Genomic DNA, 14,530 nt, shown 5'->3' on the forward strand with positions numbered 1-14,530 from the left:
CGCCCGCTACTGCGGGAGCTGGTCGGCGGGCACCACCTCGGCCGCAGGCGGCGTGGTGATGTCCGCCGGCTTGCCCCAGTCGGTGAAGCGGGTGGTGGACTTCTTGACCACCTTGCCGTTCAGCTCGAACCGGTACTCCGCCTTGAGCGGCGCGGCGGTGTTGTCGACCCACACCGCGGCGGCGATGGTCACCCCGTACTCGGCGAGTTGCGTGTGCTGGAGCTGGATGTCGGGGTCCTCGATGACCTTCGCCATCTTCATGGGGTCGACCACGAGTTCGTAGCGGCTCGTGGGCACGCCGTCCAACTGCTCCTCGCCGCGTCCGACGATGAGCGCCGCACGCGGCTGCACGTAGTCGAGTTCCGCGCCGACGGTCGCGCCGGGACCGAACCCGCGCAGCAGGGCGTCGACCTCGCCGCTGTTCTGTCCGGTGTAGAGGCCCCACTTCTTGCCCTCGGGCATCGGTGCGCCGTCGACGTGCACGTACAGGCCGTCACGGACCATGACGACGTCCATCCTGCGGGTCTGGCCGCCGGTCGCCACCTGCATCGCCATCGACCCGGCGACGTGCTCGCCGTCTTGGCGGAGCGTGCCGTCGACGGTGTTGCGCACCTCGGTCGCGTCGCCGTCGGACGCGAAGCTCTCGGTGTGGAAGCGAGCGGTCTTGAGGTCCGCCCGTCGTTGGTCGATGCGCTCGGCCAGCAGCGCCAGGTCGCCCTTGGGCGGCGAGGACGTCGCCGGCGCCGGCGCACCACCGGACGAGCAGCCGACCAGCAGGGACGCGACCAGCGCGAACGGGATCAACGCGAGCGGAAGACGGCGCACAATGCGGCGACGATACTCCAAGGGCCCGGTCGCCGGTCAGCGCAGCAACACGTCCCACTCGTCGCGCACGGGCGGCAAGTCCAGGTCCTCTTGCGCCATGAAGTCGCGCCGCCACTGGCCGGCCGTCCGAGCCGAGTGCACGAGGAACGCCGAGCCGGCCACCACGCAGCCGACCGTGAGCACGGCGGCGACGCGCACCACCCACCCGCCGTCCGACCACGCCCGTGCCGCCACCACCACCGGCAGGGCGAGCACCAGCAGGTCGAACAGCCGGCCCACGACGTCCCGCCACGGTGGCCGCGTCACGAGCCGCACGCCGGCGTCGGCGACGGTGTCGCACTCGTCCGGCCCGTGCACGCGGAGCCGGGTCGCCTCGATGCGGCGCATCGAGATCTGGCCGTACACCGACCACACCGTGCCCGCACCGAGCACGAGCAGCAGCACGTCGACCAGGTGGAAGATCCAGGGCGCGCCCGCGTTCGCCACCGCCGAGCCGAGCGCGCCGAGCAGCATCAGCCCGCCCGACGCCTTGAGCGACCCCAGGTACCGGGTGGACAGCCACGACGGCAGCAACGACCGGACGACCATCTCCCGCACGTCGGGACGGGCGGCCATCAGCTCCCGCACCTCGGCCCGCGCCCGAGCCACCGCCAGGTCACGCGACTCGCGATCCGCCGACCCGACGCCCGACCCACGACCACCCGACCCACGACCAAGCGACCCACGGCCAGCCGACCCACGGCCAAGCGACCCACGGCCACCCGGTACCCGCCCACCCGGCACGCGACCGCCCCGATCGACACCCGACCCGCGACCAACCGACCCGCCGCCCGGACCATCATCGCCCGAACCGCCGCCGGCCGGATCACCGCGACCCGGATCACCACCGGCCGGCTCGCCACTCGGATCACCGCCGGCCGGCTCGCCACTCGGATCACCGCCGCTCGGACCACCGCTACTCGGACCACCGCCGCTCGGGTCACCGCAGGCCGGGTCACCGCCGGACGGCTCGGTCGTCGGGCCGGGCTCCGCGGCCGGTGTGCCGTGCGGCGGGGGTGTGGACGGCTCGTCCGGCGCGCGGGCCGGCTGCTCGTCGGCCGGGGACGGTTGGGTAGCGGGGGTGCCCGCGGTGTCGACTGCCGACGGCTCGCGCATCTACGCCTTCTCCAGGTATTCCGCCCGTTCCTCGTCCAGCAGGCCGGCCACCAGTGACGCCAGGCCGGGGTGTGCCGCCAGTTCCGGGTCCGCGTCGACCACTCGGGACGCCACCAGGCGCGCCTCCGCGATCACGTCCTCGTCGCGCAGCAACGACAACATCTTCAGGCCGGACCGCGTGCCCGACTGCGCCGAGCCCAGGATGTCGCCCTCGCGCCGCAGCTCCAGGTCCAGCTGGGCCAGCTCGAAACCGTCGAGCGTGGACTCGACGGCCCGGAGCCGACCCATCGTCGACGTGCCCTCGGGCATCTCCGTCACCAGCAGGCACAGGCCCGGCGCGCTGCCCCGGCCCACGCGACCGCGCAGCTGGTGCAGCTGGCTGACGCCGAACCGGTCCGCGTCCATGATCACCATGACGGTCGCGTTCGGGACGTTCACGCCCACCTCGACCACCGTCGTGGCGACCAGGACCTGGACCTCGTTCGCCGCGAACGCCCGCATCACGGCGTCCTTGTCCTCGGGCGGCATCCGGCCGTGCAGGACGTCGACCCGCAGGCCACGCAGCGGCCCCTCGGCCAAGCGCTGCGCCACGTCCACGACCGCGAGCGGCGGACGGCGGTCGGACGCGTCCTCCTTCGGGGGCTCGTCGCCGGACGCCTCCTCGGCCTCGCCGTCGCCGATGCGCGGGCACACCACGTACGCCTGGTGGCCCTTGCGGACCTCCTCGTGGATGCGCTGCCAGGCCCGGTCCAGCCAGGCGGGCTTCTCCGCCACCGGCACGACGGACGTGCTGATCGGCGACCGGCCACCCGGCAGCTCGCGCAGCGCCGAGACCTCCAGGTCGCCGTAGACCGTCATGGCCACCGTCCGGGGGATCGGGGTCGCGGTCATCACCAGCACGTGCGGCGTGGAGCCGCCGGACCGGCCGCTCAGCGCCGCCCGCTGCTCGACGCCGAACCGGTGCTGCTCGTCCACCACGACCAGCCCCAGGTCCGCGAACTCGACCTTGTCCTGGATCAGCGCGTGCGTGCCCACGACGATGCCCGCCTCGCCGGTCACGATCTCCAGCAGCGCCTTCTTGCGCTGCGCCGCGCCCATCGAGCCGGTCAGCAGCGTGACCCTGGTGGCGTGCTCGGCGCCGCCCAGCTCGCCCGCCTGCCCCAGGTCGCCGAGCAGGTCGCGCAGGGACCGCGCGTGCTGCGCGGCCAGCACCTCCGTCGGCGCGAGCATCGCGGCCTGCCGGCCGGCGTCCACGACCTGGAGCATCGCGCGCAGCGCCACCATCGTGTTGTGCGTGACGATGAAGTGGTCCGTCACGTACAGCTGGGACGGGTGGGCGACCGAGATGCACTGCACCGGCTTCACGCCCACGAACTCGACCCGCTCGACGTACCGGGCGGGCGACGCGGTGCGGTCCAGCGCGTCCCGGAACGGCGGGAACTCCTCGGGCAGCCGGACGAACACCTCGTGCTGCTCGTAGCCGTAGCGCACGACGCCGGTGCCGCCCAGCGACTCCGCCAGCTCGCTCACGTACTCGGCCAGGTGCGTGGACTCGGTGCGGAACACCACGTCCAGCCCGTCGCACGACCCGCCGGTGGTCAGCAGGCCCTGCAACAGCTCGTGCCGCTCCTTGACCGGCGCGAGGTCCACGCAGTCCAGGTCCGGCGCGACGACCATCGGCAGCCGCCACCGGAACGGGTCGCCATTCGCCAGCAGGTCGTCCCGGATCTCCCGCAGGGTCCGCACCTCGCCGCCGTGCGTGGCCCACAGGTGCTCCAGGTCGCACTCGACGGACTTGCCGTCGGACAGCACCACCCGGAACACCTCGCGCTCCCCCTGCGGGAACACGCCGGTCACCGTGGTCGCCGTGCCGTCCGCCGAGACGACCTCGTCGCCGAGCCGCAGCTCGCCCATCGGCACGAACCCGCCGGGGGTGAGCACCAGCGCGTCCAGCGGCTGCGCCTTGCCCGAGCCCACCTCGCCCTGCAGCAGCCGGTTCATCGGGTGCTCGCCGGACAGGTCGCGGGCGATCCGCTCGCCCACCTCCCGCTGCCCGGCGGTCAGCTCGAACGGCAGCCGCGCGTCGAACGCGTCGCCCACCAGGCCCCGCTTCGGCGGGCACGCGGGCGCGGGGCGGGCCGTCGCGGACCGGCGGCGCTGCGCCAGGGCGAGCTGCACGGCCATCGCCTCGTCCCACTTGAGCCGCTGCTGCGCCACGGCGATCGCCGCCCACCCGTCGGGCCGGTGGATGTCGCGCAGCGCCTTCTCCAGTGGCACCAGCCCGCGCTCCTCGCGCAGGTCGGCGGGCAGCGGGTCCTCGGCCACGCCGTCCCACACCGCGAGCACCTGCTCCACGCAGTTGGACACGTGCCAGGACTGGATGCCCTGCGCCGCCGGGTACACCGGGATGAACGCACCGGCGAACCTGGCCGCCGCCTCGTCACCGACGTCGTCGAGCACCTGGTAGTCCGGGTGGGCGAGCTGGAGCTTGCCGTTGAACATGCCGACCTTGCCCGCGAACATCGCCTCGCGGCCGGGCAGCAGCTCCCGCTCGACCTTGCGCGAGCCGCGCCCGAAGAACACCAGGTGCAGGTCGGACGAGCCGTCGGTGATCACCGCCTCCAGCAGCTCGCCGCTGCGGCTCTTCATCCGCCGCTGGCGGGCGCTCTTCACGCGCGCCTGCACGGTGGCGTGCTCGCCCAGCTCCAGGCCCTTGATCTCGGTGAGCTTGCCGCGCTCGTCGTACCGGCGCGGGTAGTGCCGCAGCAGGTCGCCGACCGTGGTCAGGCCGAGCCCGGCCGCCAGCGCGTCGGCGCTCTTCTTCCCGAGCACCGACACCAGCTTGTCGTCGAAGGTCGTCATCCCGGCCTATTCAACTACTCGACACCGACAACGAGCACGGCGCCGGGCTGACCGCCCGGATACGCCGCCATCTCCACCTCCGGGTGGGTCACGCGGAGGTGGTGCTCCACCTCGTCCGCGAGCCCGTCGGGCGCGTCCTCCCCGAGCAGCACCGTCACCAGCTCCCCTCCACCCGCGAGCATCCGGTCCACCAGCCGGCACGCCAGCGCCGCCACGTCGGCCGGGCCGGGCTCGATCAACAGGACCTCGCCGTCCAGCATCCCCAGCAGGTCGCCGGGCCGGCACGGGCCGACCCACGTGATCGCCTCCCGCTCGGACACCCTGACCTCGCCCCGCCTGGTCGCGGCGGCGGCCTCGGCCATCGCCACCACGTCGTCGCCCGCCCGCCGCGACGGGTCGTGCACGGCCAGCGCGGACAGCGCCTGCACCGGGGAGAACGTCGGCACCACGACCACGTCCTGCCCGGCCTCGGCGGCCTGGGCGACCACCTCCGCCAGCGGTTCCCGCAGGTCGGGGTCGCCGGGCAGCAGCGTCACGTGCCGGGCGCGGGTGCTCACGACCACCGCGAGCAGGTCGGCGACGTCGTCGGTCGGCCCGGCCACCACCGCGCCCTCGGACCGGAACAGCTCGCGGGCGCCGTCGCCCTCGACGAGCACCACCACCGCGCGGTCCCGCACGAACCGGGGCGCCTGGGCGGCGATCTGGTCGGCGAACCGCGCCACCGTGATCCGGTGCGGACGCCCCTCGGCGATGCCCGCCTCGACGGCCGCGCCGATGTCGTTGCAGTGGACGTGCACCGTCCAGCCGCCCATGCCGTCGCCGACCACGGAGACGCAGTCGCCCAGCGCGCCGAGCCGCCGCTTGAGGCGCTCGGCGTCGGGCGTGCCGTCGAGCAGGTACATGACCTCGTACTCGTACTCGGCGGACCCGGCCTCCCGCGCGGTGGTCAGCGACTCGGGCGGGCGGGGCGGCGCGGCGGCGGGCGGCGGTTCCACCGCCTGGCCGGTGATCACCGCGACCAGCGCGTCCAGCAGCACGACGAGGCCCTTCGCGCCCGCGTCCACCACGCCCGCCTTGGCCAGGACGGCGAGCTGGCGCGGCGTGTCGGCCAACGCCCGCGCGCCGGCGCCCGCGGCGGCGGTGACCACCGCGTCCAGCTCGTCGGAGGGGCAGTCGCGGGCGGCCTCGGCGGCGGCGTGCAGCACGGTCAGCACCGTGCCGGGCACCGGCCGGGAGACGGCGGCGGTGGCGAGTTCGTCGGCGCGGCGCAGCGCGGCGCGCATCGCCTGGCCGCCCGCCGTGGACGCGCCTTGCGCGGCTTCCGCCAGGCCCCGGAGCACCTGGGACAGGATCACCCCCGAGTTGCCCCGCGCGCCCGCCAGCGCGCCGCGCGCGAGCGCGGCCAGCGCCTGGCCTGCCGAGTCGGCGCGGGTGCGGAGCAGGGAGTCCTGCGCGGACCGCATGGTCTGCGAGAGGTTCGTCCCGGTGTCGCCGTCGGGCACCGGGAAGACGTTGATGCGGTCGATGTCGTCGCGGTTCGCATCCAGGGAGCGGACGCAGGCGTCCGCCCACCGGCGCACCGCGACCGCATCGAGAACCTGCATGGCGAGGAGGGTATTCGACCCGGTTTGGTGGGGGAGCCGGCCATTGCTACCCTGTCTGGGTTGCCATGCCCGGCTGAGGCTTGTGCACGCTTGCGCGCCCGCCGGGGCGTGAGTACCGCTGGATAAACCTTAAGGAGTGGCTGACGTGGCTGCCGTGTGCGACGTCTGTGGCAAGGGGCCGGGCTTCGGCAAGTCGGTCTCGCACTCCCACCGGCGCACCAACCGCCGGTGGAACCCGAACATCCAGACCGTGCGCGCGAAGGTCTCGTCTTCGCAGCGCCAGCGGCTGAACGTGTGCACCTCCTGCCTCAAGGCGGGCAAGGTGGTTCGCGGCTGAGACCGCGTCCGAGCGTTGCCGAAGACCCCCAGGACGCGTCCTGGGGGTCTTCGCGCGTCCGCGGCCCCGACGTCCGTACCGCACCGCTGCCCGTACCGCACCGCTGCCCGTACCGCACCGCCGCCCGTACCGCGCACGGGCGGCACCCGGAGCGACGCCGGCGGTGAGCCGTGCCACCCCGCGCGCCTCGGGCGGTGGGGAGTGGCCCGCCCGGCCGACCGGGTGGCCGACCGGGGACGGGCGCGAGGGCTAGGGCAGCTTCCAGTCGATCGGCTCCGCGCCCTGCTGGACCAGCAGCGCGTTGGCCTTGCTGAACGGGCGTGAGCCGAAGAAGCCCGCGCCCGCCGACAGCGGCGACGGGTGGGCCGATTCCACGCACGGGTACGGCGCGAGCAGCGGCTTGAGGTTGCGCGCGTTGCGGCCCCACAGGATGGCCACCAGCGGCTCCTCGCGCGCCGCCAGCGCCTTGATCGCCTGCTCGGTGATCGGCTCCCAGCCCTTGCCCTGGTGGGAGTTCGACTTGCCGGGCTGGACCGTCAGCGCCCGGTTGAGCAGCAGCACGCCCTGCTCGGTCCAGGGGGTGAGGTCGCCGTTGGACGGCTTGGGGTGCCCCAGGTCGTCCATGTACTCCCGGTAGATGTTGATCAGGCTCTTGGGGATCGGCCGGGTCTCCGGCGACACCGAGAAGCTCAGGCCGACCGCATGGCCGGGTGTCGGGTACGGGTCCTGGCCGACGATGAGCACCCGCACGCCGTGGAACGGCTGCTGGAACGCCCGCAGCACGTTCTCCCCGGCCGGCAGGTAGGTGCGCCCGGCGGCGACCTCCGCGCGCAGGAACTCCCCCATCCGGGCGATCTGATCGGCTACCGGGGCCAGTGCCCGCGCCCAGCCGGCTTCCACGATTTCCTCAAGAGGACGTGCCACGGCGGAGGACCCTATCCCAGTCGGTGTGACGCAGGCCCGCGTGGTGGGCATCTCAGTCGAGGCGGCGGAGCGCCTTGCGGTAGGTCGCGATGTTGTCCACGTACTTGGCGACCACGAACTGCCACGCGCCCTCGGGCACCACGTGGCCCTCGCGGACCTTCGCGGGCACGCCCAGCGCCATCGACCGGGCGGGCACGTGGCCGTCGAAGGAGACGACCGCGCCCGCGCCGACGACCGCGCCGGTCTCCACCACCGCGCCGTTGAGGACCACCGAGCCGGACGCGATGAGGCAGTGGTCGGCGATGGTCGCCCCTTCGATGTGGACGTTGTGGCCGATCACGCACTCCGCGCCGATCCGCACGGGGTGGACCTCGGTGCAGTGGACGACCGTGCCGTCCTGGACGGACGTCCGGGCACCGACCTCGATGCGCCCGGAGTCGCCGCGCAGCACCGCCTGCGGCCACACCGACGCGTGCGCGTGCAGGTGGACGTCGCCGATCACCGTCGCGTCCGGGTGCACGTAGGCGTCCGGGTGGATCACCGGCTCGTGGTCGCCCAACGCGTAGATCGCCACCGCCGCGCCCCCTAGAGTTCCTTCGCGTAGCAGAGGCTGTCCGGGTGGTGCCGGTACACGCCGAAGTTGTCGATGGGCCGGTACCCGCTCGACTCGTAGAGCCCGATCGCCTCCGGCTGGCGCGTCCCCGTCTCCAGCACCATGCGGGTGCGGCCCGCGGCCCGCGCCGCCGACTCGAGGCCCGCCAGCACGACCCGCGCGAACCCCTTGCCGCGCACCGAGTCCACCGTGTACATGCGCTTGATCTCCGCGTCGCCGGGCCGGATCGAGTCGACGGCCACGTCGTGGGCCCGCCACCCGCCGCAGGCGACCGGCTCGCGGTCGAGGTAGCCGACGACGAAGTGGCCGCGCGGCGCGGCGAACTGCGCCGGGTCGACGGGCGTCACGTCCTCGTCGCCGTACCGGACCACGAAGACCTGCTGGAGCCGGGCGATCAGCCGGACGGCGTCCGGATGGCCATACGCCCGCGTGCACAGTTCCACGCGACCGAGATTACCTACCGCCAGTGCTCCCAGCCAGGAGGCTTCTCGTACGCCCGGCCGTCCACCGTCACCCCGCTGCCGTGCCGGACCGTGCCGATGGTGCGCCACCCCTCGGGCACGGCGGCCGGCTCCGGGAACGTCGCCGCCAGCGCGTGGTCCTCGCCACCGGTCAGCACCCAGTGCCGCGCGTCCGCGCCCAGCGCGGACGCCACGTCCAGCAGGCGCGGGTGCACCTCCAACAGCTCGGTGCGGATGTCGATGCCGATGCCCGACTCCTCCGCGATGTGCCCCAGGTCGGCCAGCAGGCCGTCCGACACGTCGACCATCGCCGTCGCGCCCGCCGCGGCGGCCTGCGGCCCTGCGGCGTAAGGGGGTTCGGGGTTCCGCTGCGCGCCCACGACGGCCACCGGCGACCGGAAGCCGCGGCCCAGCACGGCCAGCCCGCCCGCCGCCCAGCCCAGCCGCCCGCACACGGCCACGACATCACCCACTTGGGCTCCCGAACGGGTGACCGGCTCCATCCCGCCGAGGTCGCCGAGCGCCGTAACGGAGATCACCAGTGTCGCGGAGGACACCATGTCGCCGCCCACGACGCCCGCGCCCGCGACGGCCGCCTCCTGCCACAGCCCGGCGGTGAGGCCCTCGACGAGCGCGGACGGCGTGTCGGACGGGCAGGCCAGGCCGATCAGCAGGGCCGTCGGCCGCGCGCCCATCGCGGCCACGTCGGCCAGGTTCACGGCCGCCGCCTTGCGGCCGACCTGCTCGGGAGACGACCAGTCGAGTCTGAAGTGGACACCTTCGACGAGCACGTCGGTGGAGGCGACGACCCGCCCGTCGGGCGCGGCCACGACAGCCGCGTCGTCACCGGGCCCGAGCAGGGTGGTGGGCGGCTGCGTCCGACCTGCCGTCACCCGGCGGATGAGACCGAACTCACCCACTTCAGCGACCGTGTCCGCGTTCCGCGGCGGCTCCGGACGCAAGATTGCCTCCCGTTCTGAGCATTCGGAACCCCGACTGGGGTACGTTGCTGACCACGTTCCTACCCCGACCTCACCTGTCGCGACGAAGGGGCACGCCGTGGTGCACGCATACATCCTCATCCAGACCGAGGTCGGAAAGGCAGCCGCCGTCGCGGCTGAGATCTCCGGCATCCCCGGCGTGGCCACTGCCGAAGACGTCACCGGCCCGTACGACGTCATCGTGCGCGCGGAGGCGGACACGGTCGACCAGCTGGGGCACCTCGTGGTCGCCCGCATCCAGAACGTCGAGGGCATCACCCGAACACTGACCTGCCCGGTGGTGCACCTCTAGCGCCGTGCTGTCATAACCGGGTGGCACAGGACTCGGAACCCACCCCCCTGCTCCCCAAGGCGCTGCTCGGGCTCGCCGTCGGCCTGCCGCTGCTGCTCGCGGCGGGCGTGGCCGCGGCGGGCCTGCTCCTCGGGGCGGACGACCGGGCGGCGGGCCCGGTGGACGCCGGACCCGACCGCTCGGGTCCGCTCGCCCTCGTGCCGGTGCCCGCGCCCGCCGCCGAGGGCGCGGAGTGCCGGTCGCTGCTGGGCGCGCTGCCCGCGCAGCTGCTCTCGAAGGGGGCGGCGCTGCCCCGCCGCGAACTCGCCGCGCCCGCGCCGGCGGGCGCGCTGGCGTGGGGCGACGCCGAGCACGACCCCGTCGTGCTGCGCTGCGGCCTGGACCGGCCGGTCGCGCTGACGCCGACGTCACAGCTCCGGGTCGTCTCCGACGTGCAGTGGCTGGAGATCGCCGAGGGTGACCAGGCGACCTGGTACGTGGTGGACCGGCCCGCCTACGTGGCGCTGACGATCCCGTCGGACGCCGGCACCGGGCCGCTCCAGGACGTCTCGGCGGCGATCCGCGACACCCTGTCCGCCGTCCCGGTCGACACGGGGAGCTGAGCCGCCGCGCCGACCGGGCGCGGGGCTCAGCGCAGGCCCGTACCCCGCGCCAGCGCCGTCTCGATCAGCGTGGTCAGCAGGGTGGGGTAGTCCACGCCCGTCTCGGCCCACATCCGCGGGTACATGGAGATCGGCGTGAACCCCGGCATGGTGTTGACCTCGTTGACCACCAGCTCGTCGTAGTCCGTGACGAAGAAGTCGACCCGCGCCAGGCCCTGGCAGTCCAGCGCGCGGAACGCCGTGACGGCCATCGCGCGCAGCTCCTCCGCCACCCGGTCGTCCAACTTGGCCGGGATGTCGAACTCGCAGACGTCGTCGAGGTACTTGGCGTCGAAGTCGTACCAGTCGACCGCGCCGCCGACGACCCGCAGCTCGGCGGGCAGCGAGGCCGCCACCCGGCCGTCGGGGAACTCCAGCACGCCGCACTCGACCTCGCGGCCGGACACCGCGGCCTCGACGATCACCTTGGGGTCGGTCTTGCGGGCCAACGCGATCGCGCTGTCCAGGTGCGACCAGTCCACGACCTTGGAGATGCCGACCGACGAACCGGCCCGCGCCGGCTTCACGAACACCGGCAGGCCCAGCCGCTCGCGGTCGCGCTCGGACACCGTCTCGTCGCCGCGGTGCAGGATCGCGTACTCGCCGACGGGCAGGCCGGCGCCCCGCAGCAGGCGCTTGGTGAACTCCTTGTCCATCGCGACCGCCGACGCCAGCACGCCCGGACCGACGTACGGGATGGACGCCAGCTCCAGCAGGCCCTGGATGGTGCCGTCCTCGCCCCAGGCGCCGTGCAGCACCGGGAACACGACGTCGACCTCGCCGAGCACCTCGTCCGGCGCGACCGGCGTCAGCTCGCCGCCCGACACGGGCACGAGCGAGCTGACCGACGGCAGCTGCCGGTCCCGCGCCCGCAGCGCCCTGGTGTCGTCCGCGCCGATCACCCACCGGCCCTCGTCGTGGGTGATGCCGACCGGCACCACGTCGAACCGGTCCCGGTCCAGGTGCGCCAGGACGCTGCCGGCGGAGAGGCAGGACACCCGGTGCTCGCTGCTGCGCCCGCCGAACACCACGGCGACCCTGGTCTTGCGTCGTGTCATGGTCAGCGACCCTACCCGGACGCGACAACGGGCTGCTCAGACGGCGCGCAGGAGGTCGACGAGCACCGGCAGGGCGGCGGTCAGCTGCTCCCGCGAGCAGGCGCCGTACCCGATGGCGACGCCGAACACCCTCGGCCGGCCGGCGTGGTGCCGGGCGAGGCCGTCCAGCCGCAGCCCGCGCGCCTCGGCCGCGACCAGGAGGTCCCGTTCCGCCCGCGCGTCCGGCAGCGGGACGACCACGTGCGCGCCGGCGTCGTCGCCGAGCACGGAGACGCCGGCGGCGGCGAACGCCGACACCACCGCCGCCCGCCGCTCGGACAGCTCCCGCCGCAGCTTGCGCAGGTGCCGCCCCAGGTCGCCGGTGCGGGCGAGCTCGACCAGCACCCGCTGCCCGGCCGCGGACGGGCTGGTGCCGGTGCGGTCGCGGTGCGCGAGGACCTCGGCCGCGATCGGCTCGGGCGCGACCATCCAGCCCGCGCCCAGCGTCGGGGTGAGGATCTTGCTCGTGGTGCCGAGGTGCACCACCACGTCCGGGGCGAGGGCGGCGAGCAGCGGCAGCGGTGCGACGTCGTAGCGCAGCTCGCCGTCGTAGTCGTCCTCCACGACCAGCCAGCCCTCCCGCCGGGCGCGCTCCACGAGGGCGACGCGCCGCGCGGCCGACATCCGGCCGCCCATCGGGTACTGGTGCGCCGGCGAGCAGTAGACGGCGCGGACCCCGTCGGGCACGCCGTCGACCAGCAGCCCCTCCTCGTCCACGGGCGCCTGCACGACCTTGATCCGGGCGGACCGCAGCGCGCCGACGGCCCGCTGGTAGCCGGGTTCCTCCACGGCCACCACGTCGCCGGGTTCGAGCACCGCCGCCGCCAGCTCCACCAGCGCCGCCGTGGTGCCGCCGGTCGCGAGCACCAGCTCCGCCCGCAGCCCGCCCCGCACCGCCAACCCGCGGTGCCGCAGCAGGTGCTCGGCGACGACGGCCCGGTACTCGGGCAGGCCGCCGCGCTGGGGCCGGAACAGCGGCAGGGAGTCCGCCGCCGCGCGCCAGGCCCGCCGCCAGGCCGCGCGGTCCAGGCCCTCCGCCCACGGCGCGCCGGGCGCGAAGTCGACGACGTCCGGCGCCGGTTCGGGGGCGGGCGCGCGTCGGGACCGGCCCTTGAGCGAGCCGGGCGGCGTGGTCGTCACGTAGGTGCCCGAGCCGTGCCTGCCGGCGATCCAGCCCTCGGCGTGCAACTGCTCGTAGGCCGCCGCCGTGACGGTCCGGCTGACGCCCAGCCGCGCGGCCAGCGCGCGGGTGGAGGGCAGCCGGTCGCCGCTGCGCAGCCGCCCGTCGGCCGCCGCCGCCCGCAGCGCCTCCGCGAGCTGCACGGCCAACGGCTCGGCGGAGTCGCGGTCCAGCGTCACGGGCAACGCGGTCTCGGACAAAGTGGCCTCCCCGGTTACCGGTGAATTGGCTCTTGTAGAGGGCCACTTTACCCCTGATGCTGCACCCATGACGTTGTCACCGACGCCTCGCAGCACCATCAACCGGGGCAAGCACCGCGCCGTCACCGAACGGGAAGCCCTGCACGCCGTGCTCGACGCCGCCCTGGTGTGCCACCTCGCCGTGGTGGTGGACGGCGCGCCGCTGGTCCTGCCGACCGGGTTCGGCCGCGACGGCGACACCATCTTCCTGCACGGCTCCACCGGCGCGCGCAGCCTGCGCGAGGCCGCCACCGGCGTCCCGGTGTGCGTGGCCGTGACCCTGGTCGACGGCGTGGTCTACGCGCGCTCGGTGTTCGACCACTCCATGAACTACCGCTCGGCCGTGGTCCACGGCACCGCGGTACCCGTCACCGACCCGGAGCGCAAGGCGCACGCGCTGAAGGTGCTCACCGAGCACATCGCGCCCGGCTCCTGGGACTACGCCCGCCCGCCCACGGCCAAGGAGCTGGCCGCCACGTCGGTGCTCGCGCTCGACCTGACCGAGGCGTCCGTGAAGATCCGCAGCGGCCCGCCCGGCGACGAGGACGAGGACGTCGCCGCCAACGCCCGGTGGGCCGGCGTGCTGCCGCTGCGCACGCACTGGGGCGAGCCGGAGCCGGACCCGCTGCTGGTCGGCGAGTGGGCCGTGCCCGAGCACGTCACGGGGCGGGACTAGCCCCCGCCACCGGGTCGAACCGGAACGGGCGCAGGGTGCGCCCGCCGTCGCGGTACACGTGGATCGTGATGGCGGGGTCCGGTCCGTCGTTGCGCACCTGGTGCACGTAGTCGGGGCCGAACACCCGCGACTGGCCAGCCACCAGGTGGTGCAGCACCTGGCGGCGGCCGGCCGTGACGATCTCCGTGAGCGAACCGCTGACCAGCGTGAACGCGCCGGTGGTCGGGCCGTGGTCGTGCAGGTCGGTGTGCTGGCCGGGCAGCCAGCCCAGCAGCCAGACCTCCTGCTCGGCGGTCTTCTCCACCAGGGCGGAGAAGCGCTCGTCGGGGTCGTAGCGCAGCAGGTGGGCCCAGCGCTCGCGCCGCGCCGCCACGTCGAGCGCGATCCGCACGGGGTGCAGCGCGGCGTGCGACTGGGGCAGGGCGATCGTGTTCTCCGGAACGGCGAACATGGTTCCTTCTCGGGACGGTGCGGTGCGGGCGTCACGGGCCCGCGCGGGACGCGGAAGGGTCACCGGGAAGGACAGAGCGCGCTGGCGACCAGGCGGAGGTCGATGTGACCCCGCCCGTCGATCATGGCGCGGAAGGACATGGCGACGAGCCTGGCAGCGACACCGCGACCCG

15 protein-coding genes are annotated in these 14,530 nt (G+C 74.3%); 4 read left to right on the plus strand and 11 right to left on the minus strand.

The genetic code is table 11. The features are described 5' to 3' along the window. Positions 1 to 6 precede the first annotated feature (6 nt). The 4 genes from C8E97_RS28960 to C8E97_RS28980 form a co-directional block, all read right to left on the minus strand. Positions 7 to 825 (minus strand): SCO4651 family lipoprotein, encoded by an 819-nt coding sequence (locus tag C8E97_RS28960; protein WP_147455264.1) that lies wholly within the window; start codon positions 823 to 825, stop codon positions 7 to 9. 36 nt (positions 826 to 861) lie between these two features. Further along, positions 862 to 1,440 (minus strand): hypothetical protein, encoded by a 579-nt coding sequence (locus C8E97_RS28965; RefSeq protein ID WP_147455265.1) that lies wholly within the window; start codon positions 1,438 to 1,440, stop codon positions 862 to 864. A 540-nt stretch (positions 1,441 to 1,980) separates the two neighbouring features. Then, a complete protein-coding gene (locus tag C8E97_RS28975; protein WP_121008561.1) occupies positions 1,981 to 4,842 on the minus strand; it encodes a helicase-related protein in 2,862 nt (953 codons plus the stop codon). A 14-nt stretch (positions 4,843 to 4,856) separates the two neighbouring features. Then, positions 4,857 to 6,446, minus strand: coding sequence for a DAK2 domain-containing protein (locus C8E97_RS28980; RefSeq protein WP_121008563.1), 1,590 nt, complete (start codon positions 6,444 to 6,446; stop codon positions 4,857 to 4,859). A gap of 145 nt (positions 6,447 to 6,591) precedes the next feature. Between C8E97_RS28980 and rpmB the strand changes: the two genes are divergently transcribed. Next, the gene (rpmB, locus tag C8E97_RS28985; RefSeq protein ID WP_015804671.1) at positions 6,592 to 6,783 is read left to right on the plus strand and encodes a 50S ribosomal protein L28; all 192 of its coding nucleotides are present in this window, start codon (positions 6,592 to 6,594) and stop codon (positions 6,781 to 6,783) included. Positions 6,784 to 7,032: 249 nt separating this feature from the next. Here rpmB and C8E97_RS28990 read toward each other — a convergent pair whose 3' ends face one another. From C8E97_RS28990 to C8E97_RS29005, 4 genes are read right to left on the minus strand one after another with little or no spacing between them, the layout of a single operon-like run. Next, the gene (locus tag C8E97_RS28990; protein ID WP_246019250.1) at positions 7,033 to 7,707 is read right to left on the minus strand and encodes a uracil-DNA glycosylase; all 675 of its coding nucleotides are present in this window, start codon (positions 7,705 to 7,707) and stop codon (positions 7,033 to 7,035) included. Between the two features lie 52 nt (positions 7,708 to 7,759). After that, positions 7,760 to 8,281: a gamma carbonic anhydrase family protein gene (locus C8E97_RS28995; RefSeq protein ID WP_121008566.1), complete on the minus strand. Its 522-nt coding sequence runs from the start codon at positions 8,279 to 8,281 to the stop codon at positions 7,760 to 7,762. 11 nt (positions 8,282 to 8,292) lie between these two features. Continuing rightward, positions 8,293 to 8,763 carry a GNAT family N-acetyltransferase gene (locus tag C8E97_RS29000; RefSeq protein WP_121008568.1) on the minus strand — a complete coding sequence of 157 codons (471 nt, stop codon included), beginning with the start codon at positions 8,761 to 8,763 and terminating at the stop codon, positions 8,293 to 8,295. A 14-nt stretch (positions 8,764 to 8,777) separates the two neighbouring features. Then, complete coding sequence (locus C8E97_RS29005) at positions 8,778 to 9,743, minus strand: thiamine-phosphate kinase (RefSeq protein WP_121008570.1); 966 nt, start codon at positions 9,741 to 9,743, stop codon at positions 8,778 to 8,780. A gap of 97 nt (positions 9,744 to 9,840) precedes the next feature. On the opposite strand from C8E97_RS29005, the gene C8E97_RS29010 reads away from it, so the two are divergent. Both C8E97_RS29010 and C8E97_RS29015 read left to right on the plus strand, forming a co-directional pair. Next, positions 9,841 to 10,074 (plus strand): Lrp/AsnC family transcriptional regulator, encoded by a 234-nt coding sequence (locus tag C8E97_RS29010; RefSeq protein WP_121008572.1) that lies wholly within the window; start codon positions 9,841 to 9,843, stop codon positions 10,072 to 10,074. 20 nt (positions 10,075 to 10,094) lie between these two features. After that, complete coding sequence (locus C8E97_RS29015; protein ID WP_121008574.1) at positions 10,095 to 10,676, plus strand: DUF3515 domain-containing protein; 582 nt, start codon at positions 10,095 to 10,097, stop codon at positions 10,674 to 10,676. Between the two features lie 26 nt (positions 10,677 to 10,702). Here C8E97_RS29015 and C8E97_RS29020 read toward each other — a convergent pair whose 3' ends face one another. Together C8E97_RS29020 and pdxR are read right to left on the minus strand one after the other, a co-directional pair. Further along, positions 10,703 to 11,773 carry a D-alanine--D-alanine ligase family protein gene (locus C8E97_RS29020; RefSeq protein WP_121008576.1) on the minus strand — a complete coding sequence of 357 codons (1,071 nt, stop codon included), beginning with the start codon at positions 11,771 to 11,773 and terminating at the stop codon, positions 10,703 to 10,705. Between the two features lie 36 nt (positions 11,774 to 11,809). After that, positions 11,810 to 13,261, minus strand: a complete 1,452-nt coding sequence (gene pdxR, locus C8E97_RS29025; protein ID WP_425470684.1) for a MocR-like pyridoxine biosynthesis transcription factor PdxR — start codon at positions 13,259 to 13,261, stop codon at positions 11,810 to 11,812. On the opposite strand from pdxR, the gene C8E97_RS29030 reads away from it, so the two are divergent. Further along, a complete protein-coding gene (locus tag C8E97_RS29030) occupies positions 13,260 to 13,907 on the plus strand; it encodes a pyridoxamine 5'-phosphate oxidase family protein (RefSeq protein ID WP_121008580.1) in 648 nt (215 codons plus the stop codon). The genes pdxR and C8E97_RS29030 overlap by 2 nt on opposite strands. Here C8E97_RS29030 and C8E97_RS29035 read toward each other — a convergent pair. After that, positions 13,891 to 14,358, minus strand: coding sequence for a cysteine dioxygenase (locus C8E97_RS29035; RefSeq protein ID WP_121008582.1), 468 nt, complete (start codon positions 14,356 to 14,358; stop codon positions 13,891 to 13,893). The genes C8E97_RS29030 and C8E97_RS29035 overlap by 17 nt on opposite strands. Positions 14,359 to 14,530: the final 172 nt, after the last annotated feature.

This window comes from Saccharothrix australiensis (assembly GCF_003634935.1).
Lineage (GTDB): Bacteria > Actinomycetota > Actinomycetes > Mycobacteriales > Pseudonocardiaceae > Actinosynnema > Actinosynnema australiense.

Coding starts and splice junctions, on each gene's coding strand:
- C8E97_RS28975 (WP_121008561.1), bottom strand. CDS start 4,842: ATGACGACCTTCGACGACAAGCTGGTGTCGGTGCTCGGGAAGAAGAGC.
- C8E97_RS28980 (WP_121008563.1), bottom strand. CDS start 6,446: ATGCAGGTTCTCGATGCGGTCGCGGTGCGCCGGTGGGCGGACGCCTGC.
- C8E97_RS29020 (WP_121008576.1), bottom strand. CDS start 11,773: ATGACACGACGCAAGACCAGGGTCGCCGTGGTGTTCGGCGGGCGCAGC.
- C8E97_RS29035 (WP_121008582.1), bottom strand. CDS start 14,358: ATGTTCGCCGTTCCGGAGAACACGATCGCCCTGCCCCAGTCGCACGCC.
- C8E97_RS29030 (WP_121008580.1), top strand. CDS start 13,260: ATGACGTTGTCACCGACGCCTCGCAGCACCATCAACCGGGGCAAGCAC.
- pdxR (WP_425470684.1), bottom strand. CDS start 13,261: ATGGGTGCAGCATCAGGGGTAAAGTGGCCCTCTACAAGAGCCAATTCA.
- C8E97_RS28965 (WP_147455265.1), bottom strand. CDS start 1,440: ATGGCCGCCCGTCCCGACGTGCGGGAGATGGTCGTCCGGTCGTTGCTG.